The 18,293-nt window shown below is 61.7% G+C and carries 18 protein-coding genes; 5 read left to right on the plus strand and 13 right to left on the minus strand.

The genetic code is table 11. The features are described 5' to 3' along the window. Positions 1–12 precede the first annotated feature (12 nt). The 4 genes from SynA1560_RS00250 to SynA1560_RS00265 form a co-directional block, all read right to left on the minus strand. Positions 13–1,161, minus strand: a complete 1,149-nt coding sequence (locus SynA1560_RS00250; RefSeq protein WP_186500836.1) for a glycosyltransferase family 1 protein — start codon at positions 1,159–1,161, stop codon at positions 13–15. A 20-nt stretch (positions 1,162–1,181) separates the two neighbouring features. Beyond that, on the minus strand, positions 1,182–2,378 hold the full coding sequence (locus SynA1560_RS00255; protein ID WP_186500837.1) for an NAD-dependent epimerase/dehydratase family protein: 1,197 nt from the start codon (positions 2,376–2,378) through the stop codon (positions 1,182–1,184). A gap of 58 nt (positions 2,379–2,436) precedes the next feature. Further along, on the minus strand, positions 2,437–2,604 hold the full coding sequence (gene psb34, locus SynA1560_RS00260; protein WP_186469786.1) for a photosystem II assembly protein Psb34: 168 nt from the start codon (positions 2,602–2,604) through the stop codon (positions 2,437–2,439). Positions 2,605–2,691: 87 nt separating this feature from the next. Beyond that, positions 2,692–3,501, minus strand: coding sequence for a thiazole synthase (locus SynA1560_RS00265; RefSeq protein WP_186469787.1), 810 nt, complete (start codon positions 3,499–3,501; stop codon positions 2,692–2,694). Between the two features lie 92 nt (positions 3,502–3,593). Here SynA1560_RS00265 and SynA1560_RS00270 point away from each other — a divergent pair, with 92 nt between their 5' ends. Beyond that, complete coding sequence (locus SynA1560_RS00270; protein WP_186500838.1) at positions 3,594–4,115, plus strand: hypothetical protein; 522 nt, start codon at positions 3,594–3,596, stop codon at positions 4,113–4,115. Here the strand turns inward: SynA1560_RS00270 and SynA1560_RS00275 are convergent. From SynA1560_RS00275 to rpmI, 3 genes are all read right to left on the minus strand, one after another. Continuing rightward, a complete protein-coding gene (locus tag SynA1560_RS00275) occupies positions 4,083–4,673 on the minus strand; it encodes a hypothetical protein (protein ID WP_186500839.1) in 591 nt (196 codons plus the stop codon). The two genes, SynA1560_RS00270 and SynA1560_RS00275, sit on opposite strands and share 33 nt — an antisense overlap. A 34-nt stretch (positions 4,674–4,707) precedes the next feature. Further along, complete coding sequence (rplT, locus tag SynA1560_RS00280; protein WP_186469790.1) at positions 4,708–5,055, minus strand: 50S ribosomal protein L20; 348 nt, start codon at positions 5,053–5,055, stop codon at positions 4,708–4,710. Between the two features lie 67 nt (positions 5,056–5,122). Continuing rightward, positions 5,123–5,320: a 50S ribosomal protein L35 gene (rpmI, locus tag SynA1560_RS00285; RefSeq protein ID WP_186470911.1), complete on the minus strand. Its 198-nt coding sequence runs from the start codon at positions 5,318–5,320 to the stop codon at positions 5,123–5,125. Between the two features lie 117 nt (positions 5,321–5,437). Between rpmI and SynA1560_RS00290 the strand changes: the two genes are divergently transcribed. Together SynA1560_RS00290 and SynA1560_RS00295 are read left to right on the plus strand one after the other, a co-directional pair. Further along, positions 5,438–7,027, plus strand: coding sequence for a SpoIID/LytB domain-containing protein (locus SynA1560_RS00290; RefSeq protein ID WP_186500840.1), 1,590 nt, complete (start codon positions 5,438–5,440; stop codon positions 7,025–7,027). A gap of 30 nt (positions 7,028–7,057) precedes the next feature. After that, a complete protein-coding gene (locus SynA1560_RS00295; protein WP_186500841.1) occupies positions 7,058–8,392 on the plus strand; it encodes a glycosyltransferase family 2 protein in 1,335 nt (444 codons plus the stop codon). 56 nt (positions 8,393–8,448) lie between these two features. Here the strand turns inward: SynA1560_RS00295 and SynA1560_RS00300 are convergent, their stop codons facing one another. From SynA1560_RS00300 to tig, 6 genes are all read right to left on the minus strand, one after another. Further along, entirely contained in the window at positions 8,449–10,353 is a 1,905-nt protein-coding gene (locus SynA1560_RS00300) for a DNA polymerase III subunit gamma/tau (protein WP_186500842.1), read from the minus strand. A 23-nt stretch (positions 10,354–10,376) separates the two neighbouring features. Beyond that, positions 10,377–11,081, minus strand: a complete 705-nt coding sequence (locus SynA1560_RS00305) for a lecithin retinol acyltransferase family protein (RefSeq protein ID WP_186500843.1) — start codon at positions 11,079–11,081, stop codon at positions 10,377–10,379. Positions 11,082–11,173: 92 nt separating this feature from the next. Further along, entirely contained in the window at positions 11,174–12,235 is a 1,062-nt protein-coding gene (locus tag SynA1560_RS00310; RefSeq protein WP_186500844.1) for a hypothetical protein, read from the minus strand. A gap of 247 nt (positions 12,236–12,482) precedes the next feature. Further along, positions 12,483–13,838, minus strand: coding sequence for an ATP-dependent protease ATP-binding subunit ClpX (gene clpX, locus SynA1560_RS00315; RefSeq protein WP_186469795.1), 1,356 nt, complete (start codon positions 13,836–13,838; stop codon positions 12,483–12,485). A gap of 88 nt (positions 13,839–13,926) precedes the next feature. Beyond that, positions 13,927–14,613 (minus strand): ATP-dependent Clp endopeptidase proteolytic subunit ClpP, encoded by a 687-nt coding sequence (clpP, locus tag SynA1560_RS00320; RefSeq protein WP_186500845.1) that lies wholly within the window; start codon positions 14,611–14,613, stop codon positions 13,927–13,929. Positions 14,614–14,656: 43 nt separating this feature from the next. Then, on the minus strand, positions 14,657–16,114 hold the full coding sequence (tig, locus tag SynA1560_RS00325; protein WP_186501518.1) for a trigger factor: 1,458 nt from the start codon (positions 16,112–16,114) through the stop codon (positions 14,657–14,659). Between the two features lie 164 nt (positions 16,115–16,278). Here tig and SynA1560_RS00330 point away from each other — a divergent pair, with 164 nt between their 5' ends. Both SynA1560_RS00330 and dapA read left to right on the plus strand, forming a co-directional pair. Continuing rightward, a complete protein-coding gene (locus tag SynA1560_RS00330; protein ID WP_255477000.1) occupies positions 16,279–17,322 on the plus strand; it encodes an aspartate-semialdehyde dehydrogenase in 1,044 nt (347 codons plus the stop codon). Positions 17,323–17,327: 5 nt separating this feature from the next. After that, positions 17,328–18,236, plus strand: a complete 909-nt coding sequence (gene dapA, locus SynA1560_RS00335) for a 4-hydroxy-tetrahydrodipicolinate synthase (RefSeq protein ID WP_186500846.1) — start codon at positions 17,328–17,330, stop codon at positions 18,234–18,236. Positions 18,237–18,293 lie beyond the last annotated feature (57 nt).

Consider the following 18,293-nt stretch of genomic DNA (forward strand, 5'->3'; position numbering starts at 1 on the left):
GGCAGACCTGAATCAGGCGGCCACATTGAGATCCTGTTGCTGCAAAACACCGCGGTAGTAGCCGCGCAGTTGTTCGGTGGCTCCGGCCCAACCCCAGCGCTCGGCTTCATCGCGGGCTGCCTTGCGAAGGGCCTGTCGTTCCAGATCGTTGCCCAGCAGGCGGCGTGTGGCTTGGATCAGGCTCGCGGCACCGCCATCGGCACCGTCGGGTTCGTACAGACAGCCATTGGAGCCATCCGTGATGATGTCGGGGATGCCGCCGCGGTTGGCTCCGACCACCGGACAGCCTGCCGCCATGGCTTCCAGCAGCACCAGGCCAAGGGTTTCGGTGCTGGATGGGAAGAGGAACGCATCACCGCTGGCATAGGCGCTCGCCAGCTCTTCACCAGCCAGATACCCGACAAACGTGGTGGCCGTGTCGGCGAAATGTTTTTCCAATTGTTGGCGGTGGGGGCCGTCGCCCACCAGTGCCAAGCGGGCGTCCGGGAGGGCTTCCAGCACCGGCCGGATCCGTTCAATCTGTTTTTCGGCCGAGAGACGACCGACGTACAGCAGCAGGGCGCCCCGGTCGTCGTGCTTGCCCAGCAGCCGCTGACGCATGGCGTCGCTGCGCAACTGGGGCCGAAATAAATCGGTGTCGACCCCTCGCTGCCAAAGATCGGTGTGCTGAATTCCTTTGTCGCTCAGTTCCTGCACCATGGCGGTGGAGGTGCAGAGGTTGAGCAGGGCTTGATTGTGTGCTGCTTTGAGCAGTTCCCAGAGCAGGGGCTCGAGCATGCCCATGCCGTAGTGCTCTAAGTACTTGGGCAGATGGGTGTGATAGCTGGCGACTAAAGGGATCGATTTGGTCTTCGCCAGCCAGATCCCCCCCAGCCCGAGCACAGCTGGGTTGACTACATGGATGAGGTCGGGTTGGAAGTCATCAATGGCTTCAGAGACGGCTGGGCGGGGTAGTGCCAGCTTCAGCTCGGGGTAGAGCGGCAACGGCATGGCGGGCACCCCAATCAGTCGCGCTCCCATGTAGTGATCGGGGCAGCCCTCAGGGCAGAACACGATCACCTCATCGCCGGCATCCACCAGATGCTTCACCGTCTTGGTGAGTCGGGTGACAATGCCGTCGACCTTCGGCAGGAAGGTTTCAGTGAAGAAGGCGATTTTCAAGGAGGAACCCCGATCAGGAATCAGGAGGCGGTGCTGATCGCCTGAGCCTGTGTTTTGGTCCAGGCGGAGGTGCACAGGATGCGAGCGCGATCGCAGCGGTCGGCGTAGCGGGTGGCGATTTCCACCACTTCCTTCAGGAGGCCGTCATCCAGGGTGGTGGGATTGAGGCCAAGCTCAAGGAAGCAGCGGTTGTCGACGATCAGGTCGTTTTCGACGGCTTCATTGCGCGGGTTGGGCAGGTTGTTCACCCGAGCACCTGTGAGAGCCGCCACTTTCTTGGCCAGTTCACCCACCTGATGACTCTCGGTCATCTGGTTGAAAATCTTCACCCGTTCACCCTGTTCGGGTGGGTTCTCAAGAGCGAGCTGAACGCAGCGCACGGAATCGCGGATGTGAATGAAGGCGCGGGTCTGACCACCGGTGCCGTGCACGGTGAGGGGATATCCGATCGCGGCCTGCATCAGGAAGCGGTTGAGCACGGTGCCGTAGTCACCGTCGTAATCAAAGCGGTTGGTGAGTCGCGGGTCCCGACTGGTGGCATCGGTGTTAGTCCCCCAGACGATGCCCTGGTGCAGGTCGGTGATGCGGACCTTGTCGTTCTTGTTGTAGTAGAGGAAAAGCAGTTGATCGAGCGTCTTGGTCATGTGGTAGACGCTGCCAGGGCTGGCCGGATGGAGGATTTCTTCCTCGAAACGGCTGCCGTCTGGCTGAGGCACTTCCACCTTCAGATAGCCCTCAGGGATGGTGGCGCCGCGATGGGAGCCATAGCCATACACACCCATGGTGCCCAGGTGCACCACATGGATGTCCTGGCCTGATTCCACGATGGCGGCCAGAAGGTTGTGGGTGCCGTTGACGTTGTTATCGACGGTGTAGCGCTTGGTGGCGCTGCTCTTCATCGAGTAGGGAGCAGCCCGCTGTTCCGCGAAGTGCACAACGGAGTCGGGCCTTTCCTCGATGAGCAGGTCGAGTAAGCGTTGGTACTCGTGGGCGATGTCCATGTGCACGAAGCGCATGGGCTCGCCGCCAAGTTGCTCCCAGGCTTGCAGCCGCTCTCCGATGCTTGAAATCGGCGTGAGCGACTCGACTTCGAGGTCGATGTCGATCTTGCGACGGCTGAGGTTGTCGATGATCAGAACTTCGTGACCCTGATCCGCCAAATTCACGGCGCAGGGCCATCCACAGAAGCCGTCACCACCGAGAACGAGAACTTTCACCCCAAACTCCTGCTGAAGCGTTCAAGCCGCCAATGAGGTGCAAGCTACTACAGGGTTTTCAGCTGATCGCCACGGTGACGGCCATCAGAGCCACCACCAGCACCGAGCCACTGATGATCAGCAGTCTGGAGGCGTTGCTGCGGCTGGTGTCCTCCGAGATCACTTCCATGCGGGGTTCCTTCGCGAAGGCGTTCAGGCGTCCGCCGTCTTCGGTTGTGACCTGCATAAGTCCTCGTCGATTGCCGAGACCTTATGAGTCCAATTGCCTAATGACAGGCTTTGTTTCGCCCGCTTCATGTCACTTCACCTCTCTTCACTTCACGAGGCCGCTGGTGGGGGAGCTGGGGTTGGCCTGATCTCGACGCGGTAATCGGCCCGATTGGAACGCCAGACGGCCCGCCTGAACGGCTTGACCCATGGCTTCGGCCATTGCCGGAGGATCGCCTGCCAGTGCGATGGCGCTGTTCACCAATACGGCATCGGCTCCCATTTCCAGGGCAGCAGCAGCTTCGCTGGGGACGCCGATGCCGGCATCCACAACCACGGGGACGTTGGCGTTTTCGATGATCAGCCCGATGTTCGAGGCATTGCAGAGGCCCTGGCCAGAGCCGATCGGTGAGCCCAGCGGCATCACCGTCGCGCAGCCCACATCCTCCAGCCGTTTGGCTAGCAGCGGGTCCGCATTGATGTAAGGGAGAACGGTGAACCCTTCCTTCACCAGAGTTTCGGCGGCGTCCAGGGTGCCGATCGGATCCGGCAACAGGTAACGGCCGTCGGGGATCACCTCCAACTTCACGAAGGTGTTGTCTTCTTGACCCGCCAGCTTGGCCAACTCACGACCCAAACGGGCGACCCGGATGGCCTCCTCTGCTGTGGCGCAGCCAGCGGTGTTGGGAAGCATCCAGATGCGTGACCAGTCAATCGCTTCCATCAGGCCTGCGTGGCCCGCCGCCACCGCTTGCACCCGCCGCACAGCCACCGTGACCATCTCGCAACCTGAGCGCTCCAGGCTTTGCTGCATGGCTTGCAGGTTGGGGTATTTGCCCGTGCCGGTGAACAGCCGACTGTTGAACTGGCGTCCACCGATCAGAAACGGGTCGGTGCTGGACGGTGTCGAAGCCATCATGCGGAGCTGCGGACTGGTGTTGAACCGGATCGGAAGTCGGACGGGCCACGCTTGAGGGCCCTACCGTGCGCCCATCATCCGTTCTCGTCATGCCCATTCCCGTGGACATGAACGCGCCGATCGAGATTCCGGCGACGTTCGAACCGTCTCTCCCCCTGGATGCGTCTGTTCTACAGAAACCGGTCGAGCTTGAGGGATCGGTTCTTCGCTTTGATCCGGTGGCGCGGGCTACAAGTTTGGCAGTGTCGATGCCCCGTCAATGGTGTGGCAGCTACACCTCGTTCACCAGCGGCAACACGGAGGATGTGGTGCTGACCTTGGCCAGTGTGGTGCCGATTGGCCAGATGCTGGATTTGCGTGGAGAGATGCAGATCGGTAGCGTCTCGACTCCGGTTCAGGGCAATTTCAACGCCACCTCGGATCAACTGGATCTGCTGCCCCTGGCCAGCACACTTGCTGACGACATGGAGGTTGGCGGAGATTTTCTTGGCCTTCAGGGCCTTTCTTTGTCGAGCTGGCAGGCTCCGCGACTCACCAATCGCGGTGGCAGCCTCAATCTCGAGCCCAGTTGTTCCGCCTCAGAAGCCCCGGCCGTCCGAGCTCTCTGGTGATCCGCCACTGGATGACGACGATGCCTTGCCGGTTTGACGTTGAAGGGTCCGCTCCAGGCGTTTCAGCCGGGTGCGGGCTGTTTTGTTAGCGGGTTCCAAAGCCAGCACCTTGCGATACAGATCACAGGCGTCATCGCTGTTGAGTAGACGCTCCTGGGCGAAGGCCAGATTGTTGAGCGCGACGGGGTAATCCGCTTTGGCTTGCAGCGCTGATTTGTAATGGCGGACCGCACCCGAGAAGTCCTTTTGGGCGGCTAAAGAAAATCCCAGTGCGTTCTGCACAAGGGCCTTCGCTTCATCAGGCTCGTTACTGAGCCGTTTCGCGGCTTGCCGAAGTGTTGCTGTGGCCTGCGGATAGAGCCGTTTGCGCAGCTGAACTGAAGCCAGCTCATAGAGCTGACCAGCGTCTTTGGAGGAGCTTGCATCCGCCTGCTCGAGCCGGATCAAGTTCATTTCATCGCGACGTACCCGCAGAAGCTGTCGACCGGCGACGACAGCCACGATTGCCAGCAGGCCGATCAGACCGAGCAGGTAAGTCTGCGGCAGAAAGGAGTCCATGAAGGAGGAGGGAAGTCCCGGGGCGGGACCCTACTCAACCCTGGGTTGCATTCACCACATTCGTGAAGCTGGCCGGATCCGCCACTGCCAGCTGAGCCAGCATCTTGCGGTTCAAACGCACGTCGGCTTGCTTGAGGCCGCCGATCAAACGGCTGTAACTCACACCATTGAGGCGGGCTGCTGCGTTAATCCGCGCGATCCACAGACGGCGGAAATCACGCTTGCGGCGGCGACGATCGCGGTAGGCATTGCAGAGAGCCTTCATCACCCGCTGGTTGGCGGTGCGGAAGAGGGTGCCGTTGCTGCCGCGGAAGCCACGGGCTAAACGGAGGATTTTGTTGCGGCGCTTACGGGCGACATTGCCTCTTTTGACGCGTGCCATGGGGAGTTGAAAGGGGAAGTAAGAAGGATCTGAGCGATTCCGTCACCGCTCAAGAGCAGGCCGTCATTCAGGCGTAGGGCATCATCAGAGCCACGCGATCTTCGTCCGTGCGGTCGACGACAGCTTTGGTGCCCAGATGGCGCTTGAGCTTGGGGCTCTTGTGATCCAGCAGGTGATTGCGGAATGCCCGCCGACGCATGAACTTGCCAGTGCCAGTTGCTTTGAACCGCTTGGCGGCTGCTTTGCGGGTCTTGAGCTTGGGCATGTCTCTGGCAGCGCGTGGCACAAACGACAACCATAGAACCTCACCCTCCCCCCAGCCAAACCTCCGGTTCCGGTTCATGCTCAGGTCATCTCCTCCATCGATAGCGATGCCATGGCGATGAACCGGTCTGTTCGAGCCGTGCGCAGTGTCGTTCCATGGGTGGTGTTTCCGCTTCTGGCGGCTGCGGGTTGTCGCGCTCAGGACGTTCGTGGCCCCGTGGTTCAGCCGCCTGCGCCAGTCGTTCCGACCCATCGCAGCGTGCCCCAGCCGCCCTCGGCGCGAAATGCCGTGCTCTGGGTGTCCCTGGACGACCATCTCGGTCGGGGCACGATGCCCGACCGTTCGTCTTCGCCATTGATCCTCACCACGGCAGGCGCGCAACCCTTGCAATTGCAGGATTGGGCAGGGAAGCCTCTGGAGACGGCTGACACGCTGCGCTTCAGCTGGCGTTTAGTGGCCTTGACAGAACCGATGGAGATCGCTCGGCGTGTCGCAGGCCCATACGCCAGTTTCGAGTCGGCGGATCGTGTTGCATCTCGTTGGCGGGATCAAGGGGTGGAGGCTCGGGTCGCCCATCCCGAGGAGTGGGAAGTCTGGGTTCCCTCCGATGCCCCGGATCTCATCGGAATGAGCCTGCGCGATGTACGGGAACGCATTGTTGATGTGGTGCAACCGGTGCTGGAGGGTTTCAGTGGGGGCCGCACTTTGGACGGGCCGTTGCAGGTGATCGCCCCCGATGGCCTCCGCTGGGACGGAGGTGTTCTGCGCGGTCCTTTCCGGTTGCAAGCGGACGCTTACGGCAGCTGGACATTTCTTGAACAGCTCCCGGTGGAGCGCTATCTCGAAGGTGTCGTTCCCCACGAGATTGGGGCTGGATCACCGCCGGCAGCTCTGCAGGCCCAGGCCGTACTGGCGCGCACCTGGGCGCTGGCCAACAGCCATCGTTTCGGCTTGGACGGCTACCACCTGTGCAGCGACACTCAATGTCAGGTGTACAGCGATCCGCGCCAAGCCAGTGAATCGGTGCGGGAGGCCATCCGAGCCACCTCAGGCCAGGTTCTGCAATTGGATAGTCAACCCATCCAGGCGTGGTATCACGCCACCAACGGTGGTGTGAGCGCAGGGGCAGAGGAGGCCTGGTCGATGGATCCCTTGCCCTATGTGCAGGCGCGGGCCGATGGGTCATCGGATTGGGTGGGTTCGATCACCTTGCCCATCCAGAGCGCCGAGGATGTGAGGCTCCTGCTCAATCGTTGGGACGGTGCCTTCGGCGCAGGTCATCCACGCTTCCGCTGGAATCGCCTCTACACCGCTGGTCAGCTCAGTCGTGCGTTAGCGGCAGCGGGTCAGGGTGATGCCCTGCCCACGGCGCTGCGGGCGGTGTCCCGTGGCCCCAGCGGCAGGGTCTTGGCCCTCGAGATGGATCGAGAGGGTGGAGCGGCGCCGGTGACGCTGCGTCTAGATGCAATCCGTCGCACCCTGCGGCGGTTGCCCAGCACCTTGTTTGTGATCCAGCCGGAGGGTGCCGGTGCCTGGCGTTTCCAGGGGGGTGGCTTCGGTCACGGTGTGGGTCTGTCCCAGGCCGGTGCGATCGATCTCGCCGGTCGTGGCTGGAGTGCTGAGCGGATCCTGGATCACTACTACCCAGGAACCAAGCTGGCACCGCTGGCACCAGCACCTGAAACCACCCCTGCTCAGGCCCCCTAAAGTCCCCGTACTTCGTGGAATGGGAGGGTCGTGGCCGCAGGGACTGGTAACCACCGACGCGGCAAGACGGCTTTCTTCCTGGCGGCCTGCGGCTGTGCCGGTGCTGCGCCCCACTGGTTGGATCCTTCCCGCAGCCTGATCCCTGCCTTCACCCTCGCTGTGCTGTTGGGCGGCTACGGCCTGCGCACGCTGTTGCGCCGAGTGGATCCAGCCCTTGTTGGTAGTAACGATGATGGGACGTTGGCTTCCACACCGTTGGATGGGCAGTCCTGTCCCACGGTGGATGTCGTCGTGGCGGCTCGCGATGAGGAAGCAGTGGTCACCCGGCTGGTGGAGCGGCTTTCAGCACTCCGGTATCCCGATCGGCGGCTCACGTTGTGTGTGGTGGATGACGGCAGTGAAGATCACACGCCGGAGCGCCTGAGCGAGCTGCAGAGCCGGTTTCCTTCTCTCAAAGTAATCCGACGGCCTCGTAATGCAGGCGGTGGTAAGTCGGGGGCCCTCAACGCAGCTTTGAAGCAGACTCAGGGGGAATGGCTGTTGATCCTGGACGCGGATGCGCAGCTGGCGGAAGATCAACTGGAGCGACTGATCCCCTTCGCCACAGCAGGAGATTGGTCCGCTGTTCAGATGCGCAAAGCGGTCACGAACCCTGACACCAATTGGTTGACGCGGGTGCAGGCCATGGAGATGGCGTTTGATGCCCAGCTGCAGCAAGGTCGCCTTTGCGGGGGAGGCGTGGCCGAGTTGCGGGGCAATGGCGAGCTTCTGCGTCGCGACCTGCTCGAGGCATGCGGCGGCTTCAACGAAGACACCGTGACGGACGATCTCGATCTGAGTTTCCGGCTGCTCCTCGAGAATGCTCGTGTGGGCATCCTCTGGGATCCGCCAGTTCAAGAGGAAGCTGTTGAATCGGTTCCCGCGCTCTGGAAGCAGCGGCAGCGTTGGGCAGAGGGTGGCCTTCAACGGTTTCTGGATTATTGGCCGGGGTTGTTCTGCCGTCGCCTGACCCTCGCCCAACGCCGCGATCTGGCCTGTTTCTTTCTGCTGCAATACGCGCTGCCTGTGGTGTCTTGGGCGGATCTGCTCACCAGCGCCCTCAGTCGCACTGCTCCGCTCTACTGGCCTTTGTCGATTGTGGCGTTCAGTGTGTCTGGCGTGGCCTACTGGCGGGGTTGTCGCCGTCCAAGCGAGGGGCCTGAGTTACCGCCGCCGGATCTGTTCAATCTGCTGCTGGGGATTGCTTATCTCAGCCATTGGTTCGTGGTCATCCCTTGGGTCACCCTGCGCATGGCGTTGCTGCCCAAGCGTCTGGTCTGGGCGAAGACGAGCCATCGCGGCCAGGAAGAGACGCTTCAGGTCTAAGCACAGTCCCCTTCAGCACAGTTTTCAGTTGTCGGTCTGCTGAGAAGGTTTTGTGCTCAACCGTTCAGGTCCACGTCCAGCACTTGACCGTTAAAGAAGTCGGCGAAGCGCTTCACCTTTTCATCCATCACGGAGGGTTCGCTGCGCTGTTGAGCTTGTGCTTCTGGCGTCGCATCCGGAGCTGGAGAGGTTAGTCCTGGTTCTGAGGGGGCCTGTGGGACAGCCTGGGGTGCTGGCGCTGAAGGCGTGGGTCGCGGGGGCAGCTGGGCTCCTCCACCGCCGGATACCGATGGCGCGGTTGCGGTGGGTGCTGCTGTCGTTGTGGGTGTCGGGGCGGCGGGTCCACTTTTCGCGGGCATCGCGGCCGTCGGTGCGGGGCCGCTGTGGTTTTCCAGCACCAGTTGACGCGTTCCGCCCATGGTGCGGGCGATGGCCTGTTCCAGCAGGGCCACTCGGCTCTGCACCATGCCCATCCAGTTGCCCGCCACCTGCACGACGGCGCGCTGGTTGTCGATGCGCACGAGCTGTGCCTGCTGCGACAACAGCATCCTTGTGGAGGGCAGCTCCAGGCCGGCCAGGATCTGCTGCCACAGTTCCCCGAGATCGTCGGTGGATAGCGCCGGCATTGCCGGTTCGGCAACCTCTGCTTCAGGCGGCGTTGGGCTGGAGGTGTTGGGAAGGCTGATCGCCGTTGGGGCCGATGGGGCCGATGGGGCAGGTGGTGGCGATGCAGGAGGTGGCGGTGCGGAGGCTGCAGCTGTTGGTGCGATGGTTGTTGACGCAGCAGTTGTGGCGGAAACGTTCGCGGTTGCGACAGGCGTGGTGGTCGCTGGTGCGGTTGCAGGCCGGCTGACACTGGCCGTCATCGATTCAGCCAGCAGTCCCAGCAGCAGTACTTCAAGCCAGAGGCGGGGTTGCACGCTCTGGCGCAGTTGTTGCTCGCTTCCACGCAACTGGCCCTGCCACTGCAGCAACCGGGAGCGCCCGATGCTCTTGGCCAGAGGCGGTAGCTGATCACGGAACTGGGGAGAGACGCTGGTGAGCTCCGGCCGCTCAGGAGCAGCGGCCATCAGCACCAGATCCCGCAGGATTCCTGCCAGGCCCTGGAGCACGGATCCCGCATCCCGTCCGCGATCCAGCAATTGGCGCGTGGCCTCCAAGAGCGTCACCGGTTCGCTGGTGCTCATCGCTTTCACCAGTTCCAGCAGCTCCTGTTCAGGAACGGCACCCAGCAGATCCCAGACCGCATTGGCTTCGATGGGGCCGGGCAGCAGGCTCAGCTGATCCAAAAGGCTTTCGGCATCGCGCAGGCCGCCCTGAGCCCTCTGGGCCACCACATGCAGTGCGTCGGCTTCGATGGGAATCGCTTCCTGTTGGGCAATCCAGCTCAGGTGCTGTTCCAGCGCATCCAGGGGAATCCGTCGGAAGTCGAAACGCTGACAGCGGCTCAGAATGGTGGGCAGCACCCGTTGGGGATCGGTGGTCGCCAGCACGAACACCACCCGTGGCGGCGGTTCTTCCAGGGTCTTGAGCAGCGCATTGAATGCTGCGGTGGAGAGCATGTGGCATTCATCCACGACGTAGACCTTCCAGCGCGCCTGAACGGGCGCGAACCGGGAGCGTTCGATCAGGTCGCGGATGTTGTCGACGCCCGTGTTGGAGGCCGCGTCGATTTCGATCACATCCAGGGCAGTGCCCGCCGCGATCGTGGTGCAGAGCTCGCAGGTACCGCAGGGTTCTGGTGTCGGCCCCTCACTGCTTAGGCAATTCAGCGAGCGGGCCAAGATGCGAGCGCTGGAGGTCTTGCCGGTGCCGCGAGGTCCACTGAACAGATAAGCGGGGGCGATCCTGCTAGAGCGCAGGGCGTGGCCAAGGGTGGCGGCGATGGCTTCTTGCCCCACCAGCTGATCCAGGCGTTGGGGCCGGTATTTGTGATGCAGTGGCTGGTACGGCTGGCTCATGCACTGCCGGCAAGACGCTGAGGTTACCGGGGTTTGGGCTCAGCTTTGGTGCTCGTTGCGGGCGATGTGTTCTCCAGCAGGGCATTGAGCTTGGCTTCCATGTCCTCCACGGCCGCCAGCTCATCAGCGATGGTGCGGCCGGTCAACAGAAGCTGGCGGCTGTGGCGATTGACTCGATCATCCGCTCCCTGACCGGGCATGCCCTCTGTCCAGCTCTCAGCCTGTTCGAGGGTGCTTTCCAGCTTGTCGAGCAGACGCAGACGCAACTGCTGCAATTGGTCCAGGCCGCGTTGGGCCCGTTCCCGTGAGCGCTCATCGATCAGGCCCTTGCGCAGCAGCAGCCCCAGGCCTGTCAGGAGTGCCGCTGGCATCAGTTGCCCCAGTGCGAGAGCGCCGAGGCTGCCGGTGTGCAGCCAGTCTTCGACTTGACCGCTGCGGTGGCGACCGGTCTTGCACCAGTTCGCGAAATGCTCGCAGTTGTTGAACAACAGGTTGTAGTTCTGCTCGCCGATGCGGCTCATGGCCCGGCGCAGGGTCACGCTCGTGGGTGAGGCCCCCTCATGGCTGACCACGCTCAGCGCCTGGCCGCGGCGGAACTCATCCACGGGGCTGCGCAGGATTTCCCGGCCTTCCAGATAGTGGGCAACGGTGCCATCTCCCAGGTCAATGCCGTGATGCAGAAACAGCCCGTGCTGGCGTGGAACTTTCAGATGGTCTGCGGCGGCCATGGCCGTGATCAGCGGCTGGCTTCAGTCTGTCGCGCATAGCCATGAAAAAGCCCCGCTTAGGGCGGGGCGTTGTGATGGTTTGGTGGTTTGGATCAGATGCCCTGCGGGGCTTCGTTGCCGAAGTTGTAGGACCAGATCTGGTTATTCATGGCGGCATCGGAGTTGTCGCCAGTGGTCATGGATTGCAGTTCTTCCATGGTTAGGTTTCCGCCCGTGTAGAGGGCTTCTAGGGCACCGTCGGCATAGATGGCGATGCCTTCTTGGCCATGGGCGGAACCTTGAGCAAAGGTGATCTGCTCGGTGGAGACGCCGAGGAACTTGATCTTGTCAAAGGCATCCAGTCCCTCAATGATGTCGGCCTTTTCACCATTGGGGTTGTTGCCATCGGTGCCGTACCACCAGTTGGAGAGGTGTTGGTCGGATTTGATGACGACGAGATCGGTGGAGCCGTCGACCTGACTGGTGTAAGTGTTCCAGCCGAAATCACCGTGGAGTTCATCTTCTCCAACACCGCCGGAGATGATGTCGCGGCCGTTGCCGCCCCGCACAAGGTCGTTGCCGCCTTTGGCATCAATGACATCCCAGCCGCCAAGGCCGTGGAGGATGTCGGATTGCGAGGAGCCCTCGAGGATGGAGCCTGAGACCGTCACGTCCTGTGACGCCGGCAGAACGGAAGAATCAATGTCCATCTGCTTCGCTTGCAGATAGTCACCGTTGACGGATGCACGGGCGACACGGCTGATGGCGTAGGTGTCTTCCCAGGACGCCGCATCCACGGTCATTTCGGTGTTGCCGACGAGCGCATTGGGTGCGTCGCCGAAATCAACCGATTGGATCAGCTGGTTGCCATCGTTCAGCCAGCGGTCACTCAATGCAGTGGTGAAGGTGGGGACCTTGTAGGCGTTGTTGTCAATGGACACCGTGGTGGTGTCAAACAGGCCTGGAATGATTTCGAATTCAGGGGGGAGCAGGTTTTCCCAGTCGAAGTCGGGAATGATTTGATCGGGGGGAAGCAGATCTTCCCAAGGGAAATCGGGGAGGACGGGGAAATCGGGGATTTCGTTGCCGGGAAGTTCAGGAAGTTGAGGAATTTGAGGAAGCGGGACGGGAAGTTGAGGAAGTTCAGGCAGGTTCGGGAATCCAGGAATAGCCATGAGATTGAAGAGAGAAAGAGTGAAGGTGGAGGACGGATGTGCGCCTCCGGTAAACACAAGATCTCTGGAACTCAGGGTTCAGTTGTTGATGCATGTCTCATGGGCCTGTGAGTTTCATCACAGGTGCTGAAAAGCACTGCAAGGCGATGGATTTCGACTGCGTCGACCTGTTATTTCCACGCCAGTTGAGCATCAAAAAGCCCCGCCTGAAGCGGGGCAGAAGTGTTGTGTTGGGTCCGGATAGTTGTTATGCCGATTCCTGCTGACGGTCCGTGCCGGGCAGCGGCAGCACCTTGCCTCCCGTGTGCTCTTCCACCATGGCTCTGGTGATCGTGAAGGCATCGACATTTTTGCTGGAGGGAAGCTCGTACATCAGATCGAGCATCAGCTCTTCCACGATGCCGCGCAGGGCTCGTGCTCCGGTCTTACGCCGGTGAGCCTCCTGGGCAATGGCTTCGATGGCGCCTGCTTCAAAGTCCAGCTGGACGTTGTCCATGCTCAGGAGGGTGCGGAACTGTTTCACCAGAGCATCCCGCGGTTCGGTGAGGATCGACTCCAGGGCGTGCTCGTCGAGGGGATCAAGCACGGCGCTGACGGGCATGCGGCCGATGAATTCCGGGATCAGTCCGTACTTGACCAGATCATCGGGCTCCAGGTGCCGCAACACCTGTGAGGCCTGCAGGTCGCGGGTGGCCTTGCCGCGGCCGCGACTGTCGCTGGGCACAAAGCCGATGGCGTTGCGTCCCATGCGTTTTTGCACCACATCGTCGAGACCAACGAACGCCCCACCACAAATGAACAGGATCTGGCTGGTGTCGATCTGGATGCAGTCCTGGTAGGGATGCTTCCTGCCTCCCTGGGGCGGCACGTTGGCCACCGTGCCCTCGAGCATCTTCAACAGTGCTTGCTGCACACCCTCTCCGGACACATCCCGCGTGATCGAGGGGTTTTCGCTTTTGCGGGCGATCTTGTCGATTTCATCGATATAGATGATCCCGCGCTGGGCTAGATCCACATCCATGTCGGCCTTCTGCAGCAACCGCAGGAGGATGTTCTCCACGTCTTCACCCACGTAGCCCGCTTCGGTGAGAGTGGTGGCATCAGCCACGGCGAAGGGCACATCGAGCATCTCCGCCAGGGTCTGGGCCAAGAGGGTCTTACCGCAGCCGGTGGGACCGATCAGCAGGATGTTGCTCTTGTGTAGGCGTGTGGCGGTTTCCTCGGTCTCGCCGTTGCCATCGCCCTGCCAGGCCAAGCGTTTGTAGTGGTTGTAGACCGCCACGGACATCACTTTCTTGGCGGCGTCCTGGCCCACCACCTGTTGATCCAGGAACCCCTTGATGTCGTGGGGTTTGGGGATGGAGGCCAGGGTCGGAGCGGGTTTGCTGCTCTTCTTGGTCTGGGTTGCTGTTCCTTTACGGGTTGGCTCAGCTCCCTGGCGTGCGCTGCCCTGCGCGTCGATCAACTCTTCATCGAGGATCTCGTTGCAGAGATCGATGCACTCATCGCAGATGTACACGCCCGGGCCGGCGATCAGCTTGCGTACCTGCTCCTGGGACTTGCCGCAGAAGGAGCACTTCAGATGGGCGTCGAACTTGGCCATCAGGCGCGTCGCAGATCAGTCGGAGCAAGGAACCAGATCAAATGGATCCCAGCGTGAACACTGAGCATCGCGACGAAAAGGGTTGGTGTCAGCCCCCCGTAACGATTTCTCCGTCTCCGAAACTGTCCACCACCCGATCGATCAGCCCGTACTCCACGGCTTGGGCCGGCGACATGAAGTTGTCCCGGTCGGTATCTTCAGCAATCTTGTTTAAGGGTTGGCCTGTGTGCTCGGCCATCAGGCCGTTAAGGGTCTCCTTCAGGAAGAGGATTTCCTTGGCTTGGATCTCGATGTCCACCGCTTGACCCTGGGCTCCTCCAAGGGGTTGGTGGATCATGATCCGGGCGTTGGGCAAAGCCAGGCGCTTGCCTTTGGCGCCGCCAGTCAGCAGAAAGGCGCCCATGGACGCGGCCAGGCCATAACAGATGGTCACCACGTCAGGGGCCACCTGCTGCATGGTGTCGTAGATCGCCAGGCCTGCGGTTACGGAGCCACCGGGAGAATTGATGTACACCTGAATGTCTTTCTCAGGGTCCTCGGCTTCGAGAAACAGCATCTGGGCGACCAGGGCATCGGCAACGGCGTCATCCACACCGGTGCCCAGAAAGATGATCCGTTCCCGCAGCAGGCGTGAATAGATGTCGAAGGCCCGGTCACCGCGGCCGGATTGCTCGACCACCGTCGGCACCCCTGGCGAGGATTGGGGATGCATGGAGGTCGGCTGGATGCCCCGCCAGCGGTTCTGAATCGGATGGTGACTGCGGGCGTTGATCACGCTGCGACTGGGGGGCTGAATGAGAGCAATCTATGGGTGCCGATCAAGCATCGGCGTCCGCAGGGTCACTCTTCGCGGTTTTGGTCTTGGTGGTTGAGGCCTTCTTGGTGGTTGTTGCCTTAGCGGTGGTTTTCTTGGCTGCGCTTTTCTTGGCCGTTGGCTTGGCCTCGTCTTCAGCCGCTGCAGGCGCTTTTTCGGTGATGGTGCTGTTCTCTTCCAGCCAACCCAGCAGCTTGTCCTGGAGCAAGTCATCCAGCACCGCCTGACGCAGCCGCTCGGGATCGATGTCCCGTTCGCCGGACAGCTGCTGCTTCACTTCAGCGAGTTTGGCGTCCACATCGGCGTCCTCCACCACCAGCTTCTCGCTGTCGGCCAGGGCCGTGAGGGCCAGGCTGCGGCGCAGGCGTTCTTCGGCCTCGGGACGTGAAGACTCCATCAGGTTGCGCACCAGTTCAGGCGTGAACAGTGACTTCACATCCATGCCCTGCTGGGCGAATTGACCGGCGGTCTGTTCCACCAGATTGCGCACTTCCTGTTGGATCAGGCTTTCGGGCAGTTCCACCTCCAGTTGCTCCACCAGGGCACCCAGCAAGGCGTCGTGACGGTTGCTGCGGGAGCGGCGTTCCGCGTCGTCCTTCAGGCGCTTTTCAAGATCGCTGCGCAGGTCGGCCAGAGATTCCTGCTCACTGGCCTGCTTGGCGAATGCGTCATCCAGGGCCGGAAGTTCACGGGTCTTCAGATCTTTGAGCTCGATCTCGAAGTTGGCTTGGCGGCCCCGTGCGTCTTCTTTGGGGTAGTCGTCGGGAAACTGGCACTCCACGGTCTTGCAATCGCCGACAGCCATGCCCACCACGCCTTCGATGAAGCCGGGGATCATGCGGCCGTGCTCCAGATCCACATCCATCGAATCAGCAGTGCCGCCTTCGATTTCACTGCCGTCATCGCTGTAGGTGCCCTTGAATCCCACCACGGCGATGTCGCCTTTTTCAGCCTTGCGGCCTTCCACTGGAACCACAGTGGCCAGCTGACGTCTGGATTGCTCCAGCATCTCGTCGACGCGCGCCGGGTCATAGCTGACGCTTTCGGCCTCGGCCTTCAACCCTTTGGTGCTTTTCAGCTTCGGTGTGGGGGCCACATCCGTTTCCAGGGTCACGGTGAGGCCTTCACCCGGTTTGAAGCTCTCCAGCAGTTCTTCAAAGCCTCCGCTGAGTTCTGGCTGGCCGAGGGCTTCGATGGTTTCTTGCTCGAGGGCATCACGCCAGATGCTGTCCACCAAGGTTTCCAGTGCATTGGCGCGGATGCGAAGCGCACCCAGCTGCTGCACGAGCACGGTGCGGGGCACCTTGCCTTTGCGGAAGCCAGGGAGGTTCACGTTGCGGCTCAGCCGATTGATCGCTTCCTCGTAGCTGGCCTGACACCGCTCCGCGGGAACGGCGACCTCCACAGCCAGGCGGCTGCCGGGACGGGAGGAGGTGGAGACCTTCAGGCTGGCGGCACTCATTAGGGGACGCAGGGACAAGCAGCCCAATACCTTAATTAAGTGCCTGACCGTGGCCCTCCACGTAAGCTGAGGCCAAGTTTCAGCTGTGCCCCTGCCTCGAGGTTTTCAGGGTTGTCACGGCCGGTGGTTGCTCCACCCCGTATCTGTTGTTGAGTCCCGTCCGCTTGTCCACCGCGTCTTCTTCCTCTGCCTCACTGCCGAATCGACCGCTCACGGTGGCTGTGCTTGGGGCCAGTGGTGCTGTGGGTCAGGAGTTGCTTCAGCTGCTCGAGGAGCGTCGTTTTCCTGTTGGTGAACTGCGGCTGCTGGCTTCGGCACGCTCTGCAGGCCAGACCTGCCTTTGGAATGGTCAGTCCCTCACCTTTCAGGAAGTGACAGCTTCCGCCTTTCAGGGCGTGGATCTGGTGCTGGCTTCCGCCGGTGGATCGGTGTCCAAGATGTGGCGCCAAGCCATCGTGGCGGCCGGCGCTGTGATGGTGGATAACTCCAGTGCGTTCCGCATGGAGGACGGAGTGCCTTTGGTGGTGCCGGAGGTCAACCCGGATGCGGCGCTTGCGCACAGTGGTGTGATCGCTAATCCGAATTGCACCACGATCCTGCTTACCCTGGCGCTCGCTCCCCTGGCGGCCCAGCGTCCGATGCAACGGGTGGTGGTGAGCACCTATCAATCGGCCAGTGGTGCTGGAGCTCGGGCGATGGACGAGCTCAAGGACCTCTCCCGTGCGGTGCTGGACGGAGAGACACCAAAGAGTGAGGTGTTGCCCCATTCCTTGGCGTTCAACCTCTTCCTTCACAACTCGCCGCTTCAGCCCAACAGCTACTGCGAAGAGGAAATGAAGATGGTGAACGAAACCCGCAAGATCATGGGTTTGCCGGATCTGCGATTCACCGCCACCTGCGTGCGGGTGCCGGTGCTGCGTGCTCACTCGGAAGCGGTGAATGTGGAGTTCACAGAGCCCTTCCCTGTGCAGGAAGCCCGCGATCTGCTGGCGGTCGCTCCAGGGTTGGAACTTCTGGAGGATCCCATCAATAACCGTTTCCCTATGCCCACCGATGTCACGGGTCGTGATCCGGTGGTCGTGGGCCGTATCCGCCAAGACATCAGCGAAGACAAGGCACTTGAGTTCTGGCTCTGTGGCGATCAGATCCGCAAGGGTGCGGCCCTGAACGCCATCCAGATCGCTGAATTGCTGTTGCCCGCCGCCTGATCTTTATGAGCATCGCTGCAGAGCCATCTCCCACTCCCTTCGGTCGTCTGCTGACGGCGATGGTCACTCCCTTTGACGCCAACGGGTCCGTTGATCTCGAGCTCGCTGGTCGTCTGGCACTGCACCTTGTGGAAGAGGGGTCTGACGGGATCGTGGTCTGCGGTACCACTGGTGAATCGCCAACCCTCAGTTGGGAAGAACAGGGTCGCCTGCTGGTGGCCGTGCGTGAAGCCGTGGGATCACGCGCCAAGGTGCTCGCCGGCACCGGCAGCAACTGCACCTCGGAGGCGGTGGCGGCCACCGCCCATGCTGCAGACGCCGGTGCGGATGGTGCTCTCGTGGTGGTTCCTTACTACAACAAACCGCCCCAGGCCGGCCTTGAAGCCCATTTTCGAGCGGTCTCGGAGGCGGCTCCCTCGCTGCCGTTGATGCTCTACAACGTGCCAGGTCGCACCGGTTCCAGCCTGTCGCCAGCCACCGTTGCTCGCTTGATGGACTGCCCCAATGTGATCAGCTTCAAGGCTGCCAGCGGCACCACGGATGAAGTCACCCAGTTGCGGCTGACCTGCGGGTCAAGGCTCGCTGTTTACAGCGGTGATGATGCACTCACGCTGCCAATGCTGTCGGTTGGCGCGGTCGGTGTGGTCAGTGTCGTCAGCCATGTGGCCGGTCGTCAAATGAAAACCTTGATCGATGCTTTCCTGAGTGGCCGTCACTGCGAGGCTCTGGCCCAGCACGAAGCGCTGCTGCCCGTCTGTAAGGCCCTGTTTGCCACCACCAATCCCATCCCCGTGAAAGCAGCCCTTGAACTGAGTGGCTGGCCCGTTGGTGCGCCTCGTCTTCCCCTTGTTCCCCTGGACCCCGCCATGCGCGCTGCTCTCTCCGACACCCTCGCTGCCCTGCGTCCCACCTGACGCCACGGCTGCTGAGAGCGCTGCCATGCGCCGACCTGATCGATTTCTCTTTTTCTT

Source organism: Synechococcus sp. A15-60 (assembly GCF_014280095.1).
GTDB lineage: Bacteria > Cyanobacteriota > Cyanobacteriia > PCC-6307 > Cyanobiaceae > Synechococcus_C.

Coding starts and splice junctions, on each gene's coding strand:
- psb34 (WP_186469786.1), bottom strand. CDS start 2,604: ATGCAGGTCACAACCGAAGACGGCGGACGCCTGAACGCCTTCGCGAAG.
- SynA1560_RS00265 (WP_186469787.1), bottom strand. CDS start 3,501: ATGGCTTCGACACCGTCCAGCACCGACCCGTTTCTGATCGGTGGACGC.
- SynA1560_RS00270 (WP_186500838.1), top strand. CDS start 3,594: ATGCCCATTCCCGTGGACATGAACGCGCCGATCGAGATTCCGGCGACG.
- SynA1560_RS00275 (WP_186500839.1), bottom strand. CDS start 4,673: ATGGACTCCTTTCTGCCGCAGACTTACCTGCTCGGTCTGATCGGCCTG.
- rplT (WP_186469790.1), bottom strand. CDS start 5,055: ATGGCACGCGTCAAAAGAGGCAATGTCGCCCGTAAGCGCCGCAACAAA.
- rpmI (WP_186470911.1), bottom strand. CDS start 5,320: ATGCCCAAGCTCAAGACCCGCAAAGCAGCCGCCAAGCGGTTCAAAGCA.
- SynA1560_RS00290 (WP_186500840.1), top strand. CDS start 5,438: ATGAACCGGTCTGTTCGAGCCGTGCGCAGTGTCGTTCCATGGGTGGTG.
- SynA1560_RS00300 (WP_186500842.1), bottom strand. CDS start 10,353: ATGAGCCAGCCGTACCAGCCACTGCATCACAAATACCGGCCCCAACGC.
- SynA1560_RS00305 (WP_186500843.1), bottom strand. CDS start 11,081: ATGGCCGCCGCAGACCATCTGAAAGTTCCACGCCAGCACGGGCTGTTT.
- SynA1560_RS00310 (WP_186500844.1), bottom strand. CDS start 12,235: ATGGCTATTCCTGGATTCCCGAACCTGCCTGAACTTCCTCAACTTCCC.
- clpX (WP_186469795.1), bottom strand. CDS start 13,838: ATGGCCAAGTTCGACGCCCATCTGAAGTGCTCCTTCTGCGGCAAGTCC.
- tig (WP_186501518.1), bottom strand. CDS start 16,114: ATGAGTGCCGCCAGCCTGAAGGTCTCCACCTCCTCCCGTCCCGGCAGC.
- dapA (WP_186500846.1), top strand. CDS start 17,328: ATGAGCATCGCTGCAGAGCCATCTCCCACTCCCTTCGGTCGTCTGCTG.